This is a genomic window from Actinocorallia longicatena (assembly GCF_039534125.1).
Classification (GTDB): domain Bacteria; phylum Actinomycetota; class Actinomycetes; order Streptosporangiales; family Streptosporangiaceae; genus Actinocorallia; species Actinocorallia longicatena.
Window position 1 is genome coordinate 191382 of the sequence record NZ_BAAAUV010000006.1, and the last position, 15874, is coordinate 207255.

Annotated in this window: 17 protein-coding genes; 8 read left to right on the forward strand and 9 right to left on the reverse strand. The window is 70.9% G+C overall.

What is annotated here, in order from left to right:
* Positions 1-11: 11 nt before the first annotated feature.
* Both ABD785_RS14300 and thrS read right to left on the reverse strand, forming a co-directional pair.
* Complete coding sequence (locus ABD785_RS14300) at positions 12-602, reverse strand: TetR family transcriptional regulator (RefSeq protein WP_344827706.1); 591 nt, start codon at positions 600-602, stop codon at positions 12-14.
* A gap of 95 nt (positions 603-697) precedes the next feature.
* Positions 698-2656 carry a threonine--tRNA ligase gene (gene thrS / locus ABD785_RS14305; RefSeq protein WP_344827709.1) on the reverse strand — a complete coding sequence of 653 codons (1959 nt, stop codon included), beginning with the start codon at positions 2654-2656 and terminating at the stop codon, positions 698-700.
* 315 nt (positions 2657-2971) lie between these two features.
* Between thrS and ABD785_RS14310 the strand changes: the two genes are divergently transcribed.
* A complete protein-coding gene (locus ABD785_RS14310; RefSeq protein WP_344827712.1) occupies positions 2972-4099 on the forward strand; it encodes a CapA family protein in 1128 nt (375 codons plus the stop codon).
* Here the strand turns inward: ABD785_RS14310 and ABD785_RS14315 are convergent.
* Together ABD785_RS14315 and ABD785_RS14320 are read right to left on the reverse strand one after the other, a co-directional pair.
* Positions 4089-4478, reverse strand: a complete 390-nt coding sequence (locus ABD785_RS14315; protein ID WP_344827715.1) for a rhodanese-like domain-containing protein — start codon at positions 4476-4478, stop codon at positions 4089-4091. The genes ABD785_RS14310 and ABD785_RS14315 overlap by 11 nt on opposite strands.
* Positions 4472-4951 (reverse strand): cysteine dioxygenase, encoded by a 480-nt coding sequence (locus tag ABD785_RS14320; RefSeq protein WP_344827718.1) that lies wholly within the window; start codon positions 4949-4951, stop codon positions 4472-4474. The genes ABD785_RS14315 and ABD785_RS14320 overlap by 7 nt, the downstream gene beginning before the upstream one ends.
* Positions 4952-5079: 128 nt before the next feature.
* Here ABD785_RS14320 and ABD785_RS14325 point away from each other — a divergent pair, with 128 nt between their 5' ends.
* The 3 genes from ABD785_RS14325 (at position 5080) to ABD785_RS14335 (ending at position 7906) form a co-directional block, all read left to right on the forward strand.
* Positions 5080-6333, forward strand: coding sequence for a histidine kinase (locus tag ABD785_RS14325; RefSeq protein ID WP_344827721.1), 1254 nt, complete (start codon positions 5080-5082; stop codon positions 6331-6333).
* Positions 6311-6958: a response regulator gene (locus ABD785_RS14330; protein ID WP_344827724.1), complete on the forward strand. Its 648-nt coding sequence runs from the start codon at positions 6311-6313 to the stop codon at positions 6956-6958. Before ABD785_RS14325 ends, ABD785_RS14330 begins: the two co-directional genes overlap by 23 nt.
* A gap of 75 nt (positions 6959-7033) precedes the next feature.
* Complete coding sequence (locus tag ABD785_RS14335) at positions 7034-7906, forward strand: alpha/beta hydrolase (RefSeq protein ID WP_344827728.1); 873 nt, start codon at positions 7034-7036, stop codon at positions 7904-7906.
* Here ABD785_RS14335 and ABD785_RS14340 read toward each other — a convergent pair.
* Together ABD785_RS14340 and ABD785_RS14345 are read right to left on the reverse strand one after the other, a co-directional pair.
* Positions 7903-8859, reverse strand: coding sequence for a quinone oxidoreductase family protein (locus ABD785_RS14340; protein ID WP_344827731.1), 957 nt, complete (start codon positions 8857-8859; stop codon positions 7903-7905). The two genes, ABD785_RS14335 and ABD785_RS14340, sit on opposite strands and share 4 nt — an antisense overlap.
* An 11-nt stretch (positions 8860-8870) precedes the next feature.
* Positions 8871-9626 (reverse strand): SDR family oxidoreductase, encoded by a 756-nt coding sequence (locus ABD785_RS14345; protein WP_344827734.1) that lies wholly within the window; start codon positions 9624-9626, stop codon positions 8871-8873.
* 46 nt (positions 9627-9672) lie between these two features.
* Here ABD785_RS14345 and ABD785_RS14350 point away from each other — a divergent pair, with 46 nt between their 5' ends.
* Positions 9673-10884, forward strand: coding sequence for an acyl-CoA dehydrogenase family protein (locus ABD785_RS14350; protein ID WP_344827737.1), 1212 nt, complete (start codon positions 9673-9675; stop codon positions 10882-10884).
* Positions 10874-11500, forward strand: coding sequence for a TetR/AcrR family transcriptional regulator (locus ABD785_RS14355; RefSeq protein WP_344827739.1), 627 nt, complete (start codon positions 10874-10876; stop codon positions 11498-11500). The genes ABD785_RS14350 and ABD785_RS14355 overlap by 11 nt, the downstream gene beginning before the upstream one ends.
* Before the next feature lie 119 nt (positions 11501-11619).
* Here the strand turns inward: ABD785_RS14355 and ABD785_RS14360 are convergent, their stop codons facing one another.
* Positions 11620-13092 (reverse strand): alpha/beta hydrolase family protein, encoded by a 1473-nt coding sequence (locus tag ABD785_RS14360; protein ID WP_344827741.1) that lies wholly within the window; start codon positions 13090-13092, stop codon positions 11620-11622.
* Between the two features lie 113 nt (positions 13093-13205).
* Between ABD785_RS14360 and ABD785_RS14365 the strand changes: the two genes are divergently transcribed.
* Together ABD785_RS14365 and ABD785_RS14370 are read left to right on the forward strand one after the other, a co-directional pair.
* On the forward strand, positions 13206-13820 hold the full coding sequence (locus ABD785_RS14365; protein ID WP_344827745.1) for a hypothetical protein: 615 nt from the start codon (positions 13206-13208) through the stop codon (positions 13818-13820).
* A gap of 128 nt (positions 13821-13948) precedes the next feature.
* Positions 13949-14785, forward strand: a complete 837-nt coding sequence (locus ABD785_RS14370; RefSeq protein ID WP_344827748.1) for a hypothetical protein — start codon at positions 13949-13951, stop codon at positions 14783-14785.
* Here the strand turns inward: ABD785_RS14370 and ABD785_RS14375 are convergent.
* Together ABD785_RS14375 and ABD785_RS14380 are read right to left on the reverse strand one after the other, a co-directional pair.
* Entirely contained in the window at positions 14782-15255 is a 474-nt protein-coding gene (locus tag ABD785_RS14375) for a GNAT family N-acetyltransferase (protein WP_344827751.1), read from the reverse strand. The genes ABD785_RS14370 and ABD785_RS14375 overlap by 4 nt on opposite strands.
* A 26-nt stretch (positions 15256-15281) precedes the next feature.
* Positions 15282-15848, reverse strand: a complete 567-nt coding sequence (locus tag ABD785_RS14380) for a dihydrofolate reductase family protein (protein WP_344827753.1) — start codon at positions 15846-15848, stop codon at positions 15282-15284.
* Between the last annotated feature and the right edge of the window lie 26 nt (positions 15849-15874).

The following is a 15874-nucleotide window of genomic DNA, read 5'->3' on the forward strand; positions in this document are numbered from 1 at the left end:
TAAGACACGGCCTAGACGGGAGCCAGGACGCGGTCGGCCATGAGGGCGATGCGGTGCGCCGAGTCCTCATGGCTGCCGTCGGGGGTCACGAGGTAGCCGATCGTGACCCGGATGACCATGTCGACGCACAGCTCCACCGAGGGGCGGTCGAGGTCGGGCCGGTAGCGGCCCACGAGGTCGGCGACGACGCGGACCGCGTAGGGCAGCAGCGGCTCGGACCTCGTGCGGAACATCTCGACCAGTTCCTCGGCCCCCCAGCCGACCCTGGCACTGGTCAGGATGCTGGCCAGGAGCGGACTCGCCTCGGCCGACCTGAACGTGTAGAGCACCGCGTCCTCGACGGCCGCGGTCGCGTCGTCGCGGTGGTCCATCAGGCATTCCTTGAGGCCGTCCAGGTGGCGCTGGAACTCCCGGACGACCAGCGCCTCCCCCAGCGCGTCCTTCGAGCCGAACTCGTTGTAGGCGCTCTGCCTGCTCACCCCCGCCGCGGCGGCCACGTGTGCGACCCTCAGACGCTGCCAGCCCTTGGTCTCGACCAGCTGGAACGCGGCGTCGAGCAGTCGATCCCGTAGCGGCGCCCGTTCGCCATGAATCCCCGTCATGCGGGGATATTACTGAAATGTCCAACAAGGCGGGGGGAAGTTCTCCCGCGCGCGAAGGGCCGCCCCCCGGCGGGGAGCGGCCCTTGCCTTCCGCGTCAGACCTGGACGCGGTCCCTGACGGCCTTCACGATCTCGGCGACGGCCTCGTCGACCGGGACGCCGTTGTTCTGCTCGCCCGACCGGTACCGGAAGGAGACCGCGCCCTTGGCGACGTCCTCGTCACCGGCCAGCAGCATGAAGGGGACCTTCTGCTTCTGGGCGTTGCGGATCTTCTTCTGCATCCGGTCGCTGGAGTCGTCGACCTCGACCCGGACGCCCCCCGCCCTGAGCTTGGCGGCGATCTCGGCGAGGTAGCCGTTGTGCTCGTCGGCGATCGGGATGCCGACGACCTGCACCGGGGCCAGCCACGGCGGCATCGCGCCCGCGTAGTGCTCCAGCAGCACGCCGAAGAACCGCTCGATCGAGCCGAACAGCGCCCGGTGAATCATGATCGGGCGCTGGCGGGTCCCGTCGGCGGCCTGGTACTCCAGCTCGAAGCGCTGCGGCAGCTGGAAGTCCACCTGGATGGTCGACATCTGCCAGGTGCGGCCGATGGCGTCCTTGACCTGCACCGAGATCTTCGGCCCGTAGAAGGCCGCGCCCTCGGGGTCGGGCACCAGGGTGAGGCCGGAGTTCTCGGCGGCCTCGCGCAGCGCGTCGGTCGCCTCCTCCCACTCCTCGTCGGTGCCGACCGACTTGGCCGGGTTGCGGGTGGACAGCTCCAGGTAGAAGTCGTCCAGGCCGTAGTCGCGCAGCAGGTCCAGCACGAACGCCAGCAGCGAGTGCAGCTCGTCCTGCATCTGCTCGCGGGTGCAGTAGATGTGCGCGTCGTCCTGGGTCATGCCGCGCACACGGGTCAGCCCGTGGACCACGCCCGACTTCTCGTACCGGTACACGGTGCCGAACTCGAACAGGCGCAGCGGCAGCTCCTTGTAGGAGCGTCCCCGCGAGTCGAAGATCAGGTTGTGCATCGGGCAGTTCATCGGCTTGAGGTAGTACTCCGCGCCCTCCATCTCCATGGGCGGGAACATGCCGTCGCGGTACCAGTCGAGGTGCCCCGAGGTCTCGTACAGGTGGCCCTTGGTGATGTGCGGGGTGTTGACGAAGGAGTAGCCGGCGTCCTCGTGGCGCAGGCGCGAGTAGTTCTCCATCTCGCGCCGGATGATGCCGCCCTTGGGGTGGAAGACCGGCAGTCCCGAGCCGAGCTGGCCGGGGAAGGAGAACAGGTCGAGCTCGGCGCCCAGCTTGCGGTGGTCGCGCTTCTCGGCCTCGGCGAGGCGGGCGAGGTAGTCGTCCTGCTTCTCGCGGGACTCCCACGCGGTGCCGTAGATGCGCTGGAGCTGCGGGTTCTTCTCCGAGCCCCGCCAGTAGGCTCCGCCGGACCGCATCAGCTTGAACGCCGGGATGTTCCGGGTGGTCGGCAGGTGCGGGCCGCGGCACAGGTCCTTCCAGCACAGGTCGCCGGACTTGGGGTCGAGGTTGTCGTAGATGGTCAGCTCGGCGCCGCCCACCTCGACCGACTCCTCGTCGGCCGCCCCGCCCTTGAGCCCGATCAGCTCGAGCTTGTAGGGCTCGGCCGCCAGCTCCTCGCGGGCCGCGTCGTCGGTCACCACGCGCCGGGAGAAGCGCTGACCCTGCTTCTGGATCTGGCGCATCCGCGCCTCGATCTTCTTCAGGTCCTCGGGGGTGAAGGGGTCCTTGACGTCGAAGTCGTAGTAGAAGCCGTTCTCGACCGGCGGCCCGATACCGAGCTTGGCCTCGGGGAACAGCTCCTGGACCGCCTGCGCCATGACGTGCGCCGCCGAGTGGCGGACGATGTCGAGGCCGTCCTTCGAGCCGATCTCCACGCCCTCGAGGTCGTCGCCGTCCCGGACGGCGTACTCGAGGTCGCGCAGCTCACCGTTGACCCGCGCGGCGACGACCAGCTTGGGGTCGGCGCCCAGCACCTCCCCCGCCGTGGTGCCGGCGGCCACCAGGCGCTCGCTTCCGGCGAGGGTGACACGCAGTTCGGACACGGGAACTCCTTGATCGCTCGTGTACATAGACGAAGGCCCCGGGAAACTTACTCCCGGGGCCTTGGGTTGTCGCTGAGGCTAGTGCGCGCGAGTCGGCCGCCCGGGGGTACCGGGCGTCTGCGTCTCCGAGGAGGACGGCTCCTGCAACACGGCCATGGGCTCAGTGTAGCGACTTTGCCGGGCAAGGGTTCGGCAAAACGGCCCGGGCCGGGGCACCAAGATCGGATACCGTCCAACCTCGTGCGAATCTCTGCAGGTCACGCGGCTTTTGCGCTGCTGATCGGGACGGCCGGATGTGCCTCTTCCCACACGACGGTGCCCGTCAACGCCGAAGAGCCGGCCGCTCCGGCCGTCCAGGCCGCCGGGGTGCCCGCGGCCGTGAAGGCCGCGGGGGTGCCGATGGGCTCCAAGGCTCCCCGGAGCTTCACCGTCGTCGCCTCCGGGGACGTGCTGCTGCACGAGGGCGTCAGCGAGCAGGCCCGCCGCGACGGGGGCGGCGCCCTCGACTACCGGAAGATCATGCGGTCGGTCAAGCCGGTGATCAGCGGGGCCGACCTGGCGATCTGCCACCTGGAGACCCCGCTGGCCCCGCCGCGCGGCCCCTTCCACGGCTATCCGGTGTTCAGCGTGCCGCCGCAGATCGTCCCGGCCCTCGCCGACCTCGGCTACGACACCTGCTCGACCGCCTCCAACCACACCCTCGACCAGGGGACGGCCGGGGTCGGGCGGACCCTCAGGGCCCTCGACGCCGCGGGGATCCGGCACACCGGCTCGGCGCGCAGCGCCGCCGAGGCGGCCAGGACCAACCTGCTGTCCGTGGCGGGGGTGCCGGTCGCACAGCTTTCCTACACCTACGGCTTCAACGGCTTCCGGCTCCCCGCGGGCAGGCCCTGGACGGCCAACCAGATCTCCGTGCCGAGGATCCTCGCCGAGGCGAGGCGCGCCCGGAGGGCCGGGGCGAAGGCCGTGATCGTCAGCCTGCACTGGGGCACCGAGTACCGGCACGCGCCGAACGCGATGCAGGTCAAGGTGGCCAGGGCCCTGCTCGCCTCGCCCGCGGTCGATCTGATCGTCGGCCACCACGCCCACGTCGTCCAGCCGATCGGGCGGGCCTCCAACGGCGAGTACGTCGCCTACGGCATGGGGAACCTGCTCGCCGGGCAGATCGGCCGGGACAAGAACGAGGGCGTGATCACCCGGTTCACCTTCACCAGGTCCGGCAGGGGCTACAAGGTCACGAAGGCCGAGTTCGTCCCGACCCTCATCGAGGCGCCGGGCGGCCGGGTCAGGCTCTACGACGTGCTCGCCGAGCTGCGCCGCACCGATCTCAGCACCGCACGGCGCACGATGCTCGGCCGGGTGGCCGCCCGGACGGCCTCGATCGTGCGGAGCAGGGGCGTGGCCGTCCCGTTCGCCGGGCCGCCCGAGCGGGCTACGCCGTAGGCAGCCCCGCGGCCCTCCAGGCCTTGAAGCCGCCCGCGATGTCGGTCGCGCGGTGCAGGCCCAGGTCCTGGAGGGCCGCGGCGGCCAGGCTGGAGGTGTACCCCTCGGAGCAGAAGACGACCGCGCGGACGTCGTAGCCGGTGGCCTGCGGCAGCCGGGCGTCGCTCTCGGGGTCGAAGCGCCATTCCAGGTGATTGCGCTCGACGATCAACGCGCCGGGGATCTCCCCCTCGGCCGCGCGCTGGGCGGCCGGGCGGATGTCGATCAGCAGGGCGTCGGGCTCGGCGTGGGCCTCGGCCGGGCCGATCCGGTGCAGCCGGGAGCGGGCCTCGGCGAGGATCTGGTCGATGGAGCGTGCTCCTGCGGGGCGGGTCACCATTCCTCCGACTGCTCGGTCTTCAAGGTCACCAGCTCGCCCGACGGGCTCAGGTCGAACCGGTTGATCGTCGACAGGACCGGCGCGTAGACGTGCACGCTGATCGCCGGTGCGGTCGAGACGTTCCTTACGTCGTGAATGTAGTGCTCGCCGAAGCCGTGCGCCTGCCCGGCCTCGAGTGTCCAGGTGCTGACGGTGCCGTTCCCGTTGACGGCGACCTCCTTGAGGCTGCCGAGCGCCACCGCGAAGGCGCCGGCCGAGCCGCCGTGGTCGTGGAAGCCGGTCGACTGGCCGGGCAGCCAGCTGATGATCCACACCTCGTGGTCGGCGTCGGCGTGCAGCCTTTCGTACCAGCGCCCCTGGGGATCGAGTCTCACCCGATGCAGCCACTCGTCGCAGTTCTCGGCCAGAAGACGGGCCCGTTCGGCCAGGTCCTTCGAGACGGGTGTGCGCGAGACATCGGCTGTCACTGTCATGCGGACCATGTTGGCCTGGTATTCCTACAAAGTCAATCGGGATTATGTGCTTCATACTTGAGGGGTGGGCGAAGGCTCACCCCGAAGGGGCACGCAGGCCGGTGCGGCGGAGGTCTAGCCTCGGGGTTGTGAACGATCAGACGGTGAAGCACGCCCTCGAGGCGATGATCGACGCCGCGCTCAGGGAGCCGGCCGAGCCGTCGCGCCACACCCTGATCTGGCCCGACCGGACCTGGCAGCGGCTCGCGGCGATGTTCGTGGCGGTCGCGCTGGGCATCGGCCTGGCGGCCGGATCGATCGCGATCTACATCCAGCAGTACCACGTCCCGCTGACCCTGGCCTGGACGCTCGGCGCTGCCCAGGCCTTCCCCCTCGTCGCCGCCGCCCGCTGGCCGCTGGCCGCCTGGCGGATCATGGTCGCGGGGCTGCTGTGGAGCTGCCTGGCCATCGGCGCCGGGGTGGAGTTCATGCCGTGGGCCGTCCCGGCGATCGTGGCGCTGGTGTTCGTGCTGTTCGCGGTCGGGGCGTCCTACTCCTCGCGGATCGCGGTCGGCACCGGGCTGGTCACCGCAGCGGTCCTGCTGGGCGTCGGCATATCGACCGGCCGGATCGTCCCCTGGTTCGGCATGATCCTCGCGGGCATCGTGGTGGTCACCCTGCTGTTCGGCAACGCCGTCGGCGGCCGTCACCAGGCCCTCGAGCTCCTGGACGCCAACGAGGAGCTCCGCCGCCAGGACCTGGCCAAGGCCGCAGTCCTGGAGGAGCGCTCCCGGATAGCGCGCGAGCTCCACGACGTGGTCGCCCACCACATGTCGGTGATCGCCCTCCAGGCGGAGGCGGCCCCCTACAAGATCCCCGATCTTCCGCCCCCGGCCAAGGACACCTTCGAGCTGCTCCGCGACGAGGCCCGACGCGCCCTCACCGAGACCCGGCGCGTCGTGGGCCTGCTGCGCTCGGAGGACGACTCGGCCGAGCGCGTCCCCCAGCCGGGCCTCGACCGTATCCACGACCTCGTCTCCGCCCACGACGGGCTCACGATCGACCTGCGGATCACCGGGATGCCCCGGCCGCTGTCCGACGGCGTGGACCTGTCGGCGTTCCGGATCGTCCAGGAGGCGCTCAGCAACGCCGCCCGCTACGCCCCCGGGGCCTCGGTGCGGGTCGAGGTGCACTACGGCACCGAGACCCTGCGCATCGCCGTCCGCGACGACGGGCCCAAGTCCGCCCCCGAGCACTCCGGCGGCGGGCACGGCCTCGTCGGCATGCGCGAGCGGGTCGCCCTGTTCGGCGGCACGCTGTTCACGGGGCCCCAGGGCAACGGATGGGCCGTGCTCGCCGAGCTTCCCTATGATGGCCAGCATGATCCGCGTGGTGATCGCTGACGATCAAGTGATGATCCGGGACGGTCTGGCCACGCTGCTGGCCTCCGATTCCGAGATCGATGTGGTGGGGCAGGCCGGCAACGGGCTGGAGGCGGTCAAGCTCTGTGCGGAGCTCCAGCCGGACGTGATCGTGATGGACATCCGGATGCCCGAGATGGACGGGCTCGCGGCGACCGCGAGGATCGCCGTGGCGGAGGGCTCGCCGAAGGTGCTCATCCTGACCACCTTCGACCTGGACGAGTACGTGTACGAGGCGCTGGGCGCCGGGGCCAGCGGGTTCCTGCTGAAGGACGCCCCCGCCGGGGACCTGATCAACGCCGTCCGCGTGATCGCCGCCGGGGACGCCCTGCTGGCCCCCTCGGTGACCCGCCGGCTGATCGGCGACTTCTCGCGGCGGCGCCGGCACGAGCGGCCCCGGTCGAACGCCGCGGGCTCCCTCACCCCGCGCGAGCTGGACGTGCTGCGGCTGATCGCCCGCGGGCTCTCGAACTCGGAGATCGCCGGTGAGCTCTACCTGGCCGAGCAGACGGTGAAGACGCACGTCGGGCATGTCCTGACCAAGCTCGGGCTGCGGGATCGCACGCAGGCCGTCGTGTTCGCCTACGAGAACGGCATCGCGGGCTGATACCTGCGAGGGGCACGGCGAGTCATCTTCTGGGCTGACGCGAGCACCGCCCCGCGTTCCGTAAGGTTCGTGCTCGTGAAGACGTTGAAGACGTTCGCCCTGACCACGGTGTTCTCCGTGGTCACCGGCGGAGGCTCCTGGCTGACGGGCACGGATCCGCACTCCCGCCTGCCCGAGCTGGAGCTGATGGCGGGGGGCGCCGCCGTGGCCGGCGCGCCCGCCACGCCCGGACGTCTGGTCGCCTACGACCCGAGCGGCGACGGGCGGGCCATCGAGGTCTTCGGCGATCTCGCCACGGCCAGGCACATCGCCGTCCTCGTGCCGGGGACGGGCTGGGACCTCGAGAAGCTGATCGAGGGATCCCGGCAGGCCAACCCGGTCGACGCCGCCCAGCGGCTGCTTCCGGTCATGAAGTCGATGGCCCCGGACGCCCGGACGGCCGTCGTGGTCTGGCTCGGATACGACGCACCGGAGAGCATCGACCGGCAGGCGTTCCGGTCCGAGCGCGCCATCGAGGGGGCCGACGCCCTGGTCGGCTATGTGCGGACCCTGCCCGCCGGGGCCTCGATCACCCTGGTCGGGCACAGCTACGGGAGCGTGGTGATCGGGCGGGCGGCGTCGCGGCTGCCCCAGGTCTCCGACATCGTGGCGCTGGCCTCGCCCGGCATGGACGCCCTCTCCGTCGCCGATCTGGGCACCGGGGCCCGCGTCTGGGCGGCCAGGGCCGACGACGACCCGATCGAGTTCACCCCGCACCTGCGCTGGATCGGCTACGGCCACGAGACCGACCCGATCGCCCCCGAGTTCGGCGCCACGGTCTTCCGCACCGGCCCCGTCCACGGGCACGGCGGCTACTACAGCAAGGGCACCGAGTGCCTGGACAACCTCGCCCGCATCATCCTCGGACGCGCGGGCGAGGTCACCAGGGTCTCCTCGGGCCTCAGCTAACGCCTCGGGTCGAGGACGAGCTTGCCGGTGGTCCGGCGCGAGCGCAGCGCCTCGTGGGCGAGACGGGCGTCGGCGAGGGCGTACTCGCCGCCGTCGACCACCTTCAGCCTGCCCTCGGCCGCGAGGTCGAGCAGCTCGGTCATCGCCCGCCGCATGACGTCGCCGGGGAGCCGGAAGACGTGCGGCAGCCACATGCCGATCACCGCGGTGGAGTGCTTGAGCAGCGACGGCGCCTGGATCGGCGACGGAAGCTCACGCGAGGCCATCCCGTAGAAGGCCAGCCGCCCGAACGGGCCCAGCGCCGCGAGGGACTGGTCGGTCACGGTGCCGCCGGTCATCTCCAGGACCACGTCGACGCGCTTGCCGCCGTTCGCCTCGATCAGGGCGGCCTTGAGGTCGGGGGTGTTGACGTCGATCGCCACGTCCGCGCCGAGGTCGAGGGCGAGCTTGCGCTTGTCCTCGCTGGAGGCGGTGGCGATGACCCTGCCCGCGCCCCAGGCCTTGGCGAGCTGGACCGCGAGGGTGCCGACGCCGCCCGCGGCCGCGTGGACCACGACCGACTCCCCCGGCTCCAGGTGGACGCTCTTGCGCAGCAGCAACCAGGCGGTGGCGCCCTGGACGATCAGCCCGAGCGCGGTGGAGTCGTCGACCCCGTCGGGCAGGTCGTAGACGGCGGGCTCGTAGGCGAGGGCCTTCTCGGCGTAGCCCCCGCCGTCGTCGAGCAGGGCCACGACCCGGCGGCCCCCGACGGTCCCCGCGACCTCTCCGCCGGGGATCATCGGCAGCTTGGAGGCGGCGAGGTAGGAGTTCTCGGCCTGGTGGGTGTCGGCGTAGTTGATCCCGGCCTTCGTGACGTCGATGAGGACCTGGCCGGGGCCCGGTACCGGCTCGGGCACGTCGGCGACGGTCAGGACCTCGGGTCCGCCGAACTCGGTGATCTGGATGGCACGCATGCCGGATCCTTTCAGGCGCGCGGTCCGGGGACGCCCCGGAACCGGAAGGGTTCGAAGTCGCGGCCGGGCACGACCGGCCACGCCTCGCCGGCCAGGCCGCCGGCGAGGATCTTGACGAAGGCGTCGACGACGGTCTCGACCTCGAGGATCGGGAAGTCGCCGAGGAAGGGGCGGAGCGGGGTGAGGATGTCGGTCTCGGCGAACGACGGGCACAGGGCGTTCACCCGGATCCCCTCGGGCTCGTGGTTGGGGCCGAGGGCCCGCACCAGGCCGACGACGGCCGCCTTGTTCGCGCCGTAGACCGGGTCGAACGGCGTCGCGGTCAGCCCGGCCATGCTCGCGGTGGCGATGATGTCGCCGCCGCCGCGGGCCCGCAGCGCGGGCAGCGCCGCGTGCACGCCGTAGACCACCCCGTCGACGTTGATCGACATCGCCCGGCGGTACCGCTCGGGGTCGAAGTTCGCGTCGAGGTCGCAGCCGGTGGCCACCCCGGCGTTGAGGAAGGCCAGGTCGAGCCCGCCGAACACCTCGGTGGCGACGGCGACCGCGGCGACGCTCTCCGCCGGCTCGCGCACGTCGCACCGGACGAACACCGCCGTGGGAACGTCACCCGGATCCCCGGCGTTCAGCTCCGCGGCGAGCGCCTCCCCTCGGGCGACGTCGACGTCGGCCAGCACCACGTGCCAGCCGAGCCCGGTGAGCCGCCGTGCGACGGCGGCTCCGATTCCGTTCGCACCACCCGTGATCAGGGCGATCTTCCCTTGCATGGGGCACTCCCTCGTAAGTGACTGACGCGTCAGTTACTATACCGCCATGGACTTCGGACTGAGCGAGCGGGCCGCCGACCACCTGGCGCGGCTGCAGGAATTCATGGACACCTCCGTCTACCCGGCGGAGCCGGTCTACGCGGCCCAGCGCCGCGAGCTGATCGCGGCGGGCCGGGAACACACCGTCCCGCCGATCGTCGAGGAACTCAAGGTGGAGGCCCGCAAGAACGGCCTGTGGAACCTCTTCCTCCCTGACGTCTCCGGCCTCACCAACACCGACTACGCCTCCCTGGCCGAGCTGACCGGGCGCTCCCCCGCCCTCGCGCCCGAGGCCACCAACTGCGCCGCCCCCGACACCGGCAACATGGAGGTGCTGCACATGTTCGGCACCGCCGAGCAGAAGCAGCGCTGGCTGGAGCCCCTGCTGGCCGGGGAGATCCGCTCGGCGTTCGGGATGACCGAGCCCGACGTGGCCAGCTCCGACGCCACCAACATCGCCACCTCCATCGTGCGCGACGGCGACGAGTACGTGATCAACGGCCGCAAGTGGTGGATCACCGGCAGCGCCGACCCGCGCTGCGAGATCATGATCCTCATGGGGAAGATTAACCCTGAGGGCCACCCCTACATGCAGCAGTCGATGGTGCTGGTGCCGCTCAACACCCCGGGTGTGGAGATCGTCCGGGCGCTGCCGGTGTTCGGTTACTCCGACCAGCACGGCCACTGCGAGATCGTGCTGGACAATGTGCGGGTGCCCGTCACGAATCTCGTCGGCGAGGAGGGCGGCGGCTTCCTCATCGCCCAGGCCCGCCTCGGACCCGGCCGCATCCACCACTGCATGCGCTCCATCGGCATGGCCGAGCGCGCCCTGGAGCTGATGTGCACCCGGGCGGCGTCCCGGGTGGCCTTCGGCAAGGAGATCGCGCGGCAGGGCGTCATCCAGGAGTGGATCGCCGAGTCGCGGATGGCGATCGAGCAGGCCCGCCTGCTCACGCTGAAGACCGCCTGGCTGATCGACACCCAGGGCGTCAAGGCCGCCAGGTCCGAGGTCGCCGCGATCAAGGTCGTGGTGCCCCGGATGGCGCTCGAGGTCATCGACCGGGCCATCCAGGTCCACGGCGGCGCGGGCGTCTCCGACGACACCCCGCTCGCCGCGATGTGGGCCGGCATGCGCACCCTGCGCCTGGCCGACGGCCCCGACGAGGTCCACGTCCGGTCCGTCGCACGAACGGAGTTGGCTCCCTACCTTGGCCGGTAAAAGACTGTCGGCGGCCATCCGCCGCGACCAGCTCCTGAGCGCCGCCCTCGCCGAGTTCGGCAGGCGCGGCTTCCACCTCACCCAGATGGAGCACGTCGCGGCGGCCGCCGGGGTCTCCAAGGCCCTGCTGTACCAGCACTTCGACAGCAAGGAGAAGCTGTTCGCCGAGGTCGCCCGGCGGATCGTCGACGACCTCACCGGGCGGCTGGCCACCTCCGACCAGGAGGGCTCGACCTCCCTGGAGCGGGTCGGCGGCATGGTCTCGACCCTGTTCGGCTACGCCACCGACGAGCCCGACGCGTGGTCGCTGATCGTCCGCCATCTCGACAAGCCCGAAGTGGGCATGGAGCTGCGCGAGCTACGGGAGCACTTCGGGGCCGTCGCGGCCGGGCTGCTGCTGTCGCGCCGCAGGGGGCGGCTGTCGCCCGAGGCGATGGAGATCAACGAGCGCCGCGCCCGGCTGCTGGTCCCCCTGGTCTACGGCTCGCTGTTCTCGATGATCTCCTGGTGGCTGGAGCACCCGGACACCTCACGCGAACGCGCCGAGTCGATGGCGCTGGAGTTCGTCTGGCTCGGCCTCGACCGGCTCCGCGCCGGCGAGCGCCTGCCCCACTGACCACGGCTCCAGGGGGACCGGCCGCGGGCGGCCGGTCCCCCTGGGCTCTAGAGCTTAGGGCCGGGCTGGACGAGCGGGAGGCTGACGTCGGCCGTGAGGGCGACCTGGCCGGCCGAGCGCTACCAGTCGAACAGGCCGGTGATCGGGACGATCTGGAGTTCCAGGTCGGTGCCGGGGCCGAGCGTGTACGACAGGGCCTCGAGGGTGCGGGTGACCGTGCGGTCCCTGCCGTCGAGGACGACGGGCAGCGGGGTCGCCTGGTTGCCGACGACGCGTCCGGTGCCCCGGTCGACGACCTGGGCGAACAGGGCGGTGCGCGGCCGGGCCGAGGTTCCCTTGTAGTGGAGGGTCAGCGTGGGGGTGCCGACGGTCTGGGCGAAGCGGCCGGGCGTCTTCAACGGGATGTTCACCGCCTTCTTCGCGACCTCGGCGCGCATCACGTAGGGCGGGAAGGGCAGGCCGCCCTTGCCCTGCGCCGGTGGCTTCCGGTCGATGTAGGGGTTGATGTCCTCGCGGGAGAAGGCCAGGGAGCCCGAGCCGGTCGCCCGCACGGAGCCCGCCGGCCTCATCGGGTAGGACTTCGCGGTCCGGTAGACGCCGTGCTGGTCGATGTACTCGAACGCCGCGCCGGTCCGGACGGTACGGTCGCGCCGCAGGTAGCGGCCGAACCAGGCGATCGTGGCGTCGGTGAGCCGGTCGGCGGGGCCCGCCTCGTCGTCGCAGATTCCGTGGCCGCCGCAGAACCAGATCATCTTCACCGGGGCGTGGTTGCCCTTGACGGTCCTGTAGTTGGCGATGCCCTCGCGGAGCGTGAACAGGGTGTCGACCGTGCCCTGGAGGATCAGGGTCGGGATCTTGATGCGCTTCACCAGGTAGGCGGGCCCGTGCTCGCGGAACCACTGCTCGGTGTCCGGCGTCAGGGTGCCGCTCGCCAGGCCGGTGGCGCAGGCCTGCCGGACCTTGGAGTCCATCTTGTTGCCCTGGAGGAAGCCGCTCGAGCACAGCAGCAGGCCCCAGCCCGCCCGGAAGATCCGGTCGCGGTAGAGGCTGGTCTCCACGCTGTTGAAGGCCACCATCGGAACGATCACGTCGACGCGCTTGTCCAGGCCCGCGGCGACGAGCTGGATGGCGCCGCCGTAACTGGGTCCCGCCATGCCGAGACGCGGGTCGCGCCTGCCGTCGAGCTTCACCTCGGGCTGCCGGGCCACCCAGTCGATGAGCTTGCGGACGTCGCGGCCCTCGACGCGCGGATCATCGACGCTCGCCGCGCCGCCCGAGCCGAAGCCGCGGGCGTTCCAGGTGACGACGTTGTAGCCCGCCTTCAGCAGGGGGCCGAGCTGCCCGGCCTTACGGTCGGTCTCACCGCGCCCGCCCCAGCCGTGGCCCAGCATGATCACGGGCTGGCGCCGGCCCTTCTTCAGGCCCGGTGCGCGGAAGAAGTGCGTCACGATCGCGACGCCGTCGAAGGACTTGACGCGGACGGTCCGGGACGCCGGGGCGGCGTGCGCGGGAACCGGGGCGGCGACCGCCGCGAGGGTGGACACCGCCAGCGAAGCGATGAACAGCGGCTTACGAGACGACTCGACAAACATGAACGAGATTCAATCAGTCTTCACTTACACCGACCAGACCGGGACAAACGAAAACCATCGGCAACGAACGGGCGTTACTCTCTAGCCGTTGGCTAACGGGGCGGATGGGACAGATGCGCGGCAAAGTATTGACACTCGCGGCCTGCTGCATGCTCGTGACGGGCTGTGGCGGAGGCGGGGGCCAGGGAACGCCGGCGGGGGCGGACAGCTCGATCACGCCGGGACCGGGAACCGTCGCCACGCCGACGGCCGGACCGGGGATCCCGACGCCCACCGTCGTCCCGACCACCGTGCCCGAGCCGACGACGAGCGGCAAGATCACGACCATCGACCAGTTCGAGCAGGTCGTCACCCAGGCCATCTACTACAAGAAGCGCAAGGGCGACCCGGCGGTGCGGATCCAGCGCCGCAAGTACGCCCAGTACCAGTTCATCGTGAGCTGGCAGGTGAGCAACGACGCGGCCGACCCGATCGCCAAGGACCTCGCCGCCTACGACGCCGCCCGCATCCTCACCCTGATCCAGAAGGCGAAGCTGCCGCAGTACGGCTCCGTCCTGCTCCTGATCACGGCGAAGATCAAGGACACGAAGAACGGCGCGACCATCGTGACCCAGGTCGTCCGGGCGAAGTACACGGCGAAGGCCGTCAAGACGGAGAAGTTCGTGCGCAAGACGGTCTGGAAGCAGACCGACGACAAGCCCGCCACCCTGAACCCCGCGTTCGCCTAGGTTCCGGGCCGGTGCACCGGCCGCCGCGATCATGCGAACTGTTCGTAGTGGGGCTTGCGGTTCGCGTGAGATGTGGCGATCATGACGTTCAGCGCATATCTGGTCGGAGCGACCCGGAAGGGGGCCCGATGGACGACGACCGGGCTTCGGCGGTCCGGCGGTATTTCACCATCAGCCCGATGCCGCCCGTGGCCCGCCGGACCGACAACGAGCGGGTCATGCTGCTGTTCGGCGGGGCGCTCTGCCTGGTCGGGATCGTCCTGCTCGTGGCGAGCACGATGCTCGGGGTGGTGCTGACCGTCACGGGGCTGGTGCTGGCCGGGCTGGCCTGGCAGCGGATCAAGGACACCGAGGACCGCAACCGGGTCGAGCAGTCCGACTACGTCGCCGCGATGCGCGCCGCCGAGCCCAAGCCCGACGACCAGCAGATGGACGCCTGGCTGGAGGCTTCGCTGCGGCGGGCCATCGACGTCGGCTGGCGTGAGATGGGCATCAAGTCGCTCGGCGGGATCGGCTCGGCCGAGCTGCAGATCGTCGGGATCCCGCGCTTCTCCAGCGGGCTGACCGGCCGCATCGGCGCCGACGGCCGGCTGCGCCTCAACGGCTACGAGGTGACGGTCTTCTACCTCACCGACCGGAAGCTGTGCGTGTTCCAGGCGATGCTGAACGTGGCCTCGGGGGGACTGCGCAACGCCACCACCCACGAGTTCTACCGCCAGCACATCAGCACCCTCGCGACCGAGCGTTCGGTCGTGGCCTTCCCCGTCACCCGCGCCGCCGAGCACCACGCCGAGCCGCTGGCCGTGCCCACCCGCCGGGTCGAGATCGGCGCCTCGACCGGGACGATCTCCACCGACATCGGCACCTACGACGGCCTCGACTGGATGGCGCGGCCCGGCCTCCAGGCCGTCGAGGAGATCCGCCGCCAGCTCGACTGGTCCGCCGGCCGCGACCTCGCCGACTAGGACTTCTTCGCGAGCCGTTTCTCCATGCAGACCGAGAGGTCCACGAGGTCGTAGGGCGGGAAGACCGGGACGCGGGTCCAGCCCTCGCGCTCGTAGAGGCGGATCGCGTCGGGCTGGCGTTCGCCGGTGTGCAGGACGACCCGGCCGAAGCCGTGCTCGCGGGCCGTCTCCTCCACCCAGGCCAGCAGCGGCCCCGTGACGCCCCGGCCCCGGTACTCCGGCACGACGTACATGCGCTTGAGCTCCAGGTCGTCGCGCAGGAGGCGGAGCGCCGCGTGCCCCACCGGGGTCCCGTCCTCCGCGTGCGCGACGGCCGTGGCCAGGACCTCCGTGACGGCCAGCGCCTCGGCCTGGCGCTCTCCCCCGGTGGCGATGAGATCGGCGTACCGCTCGTTCATCTCGGCGCCCATCGCCGACCTCAACGCCACCGCTTCGGGATCGTCCCACCGGACCGCGCTCACCTTGATCACACGCCCGAGTCTAGGACCGGAGCGCCTCAGTTCGCCTCGGGCTCGGGGTCTGCCGGGACGTAGGTGACCGACAGGACGCCGGTGGAGAAGGTCGTGGAGGAGACGACCTTGAGGGGGATCTGCCGGGTGGCGCTGTCGAAGAGCTTGGCGCCGGAACCGACCGCGACCGGGTGGATCAGCAGGCGCAGCTCGTCCACGAGGCCCTGCTCCAGCAGCCAGCAGACGAGGGTGGCGCTGCCGGTGATGGAGATGTCCTTGCCGTCGCGCTCCTTGAGCGCCTGGATCTCCTTGGCCGCGGCGCCGCCGCCGATGATGTGGCTGTTCTGCCAGTCGGTGGTGGTGAGGGTCGAGGAGACCACGTGCTTCTCGATGCCGTTGATGAACGAGGAGAACTCGACCTCGGGGCCCTGCGCGGGCCAGTAGGAGGCGAACTCCTCGAACGTCTTGCGGCCGAACAGGGCGGTGTCGCACTGCTCCATGGCGGCGCCGACCGCGGCGCCCATCTCGTCGTTGAACCAGGGGAAGTGCCATTCGTGGGGGGCCTCGACGACGCCGTCCAGCGAGACGAAGAAGCTGGAGATGATCTTCCGCATGATGGTTCTCCTTGTTCGGGCGGTTC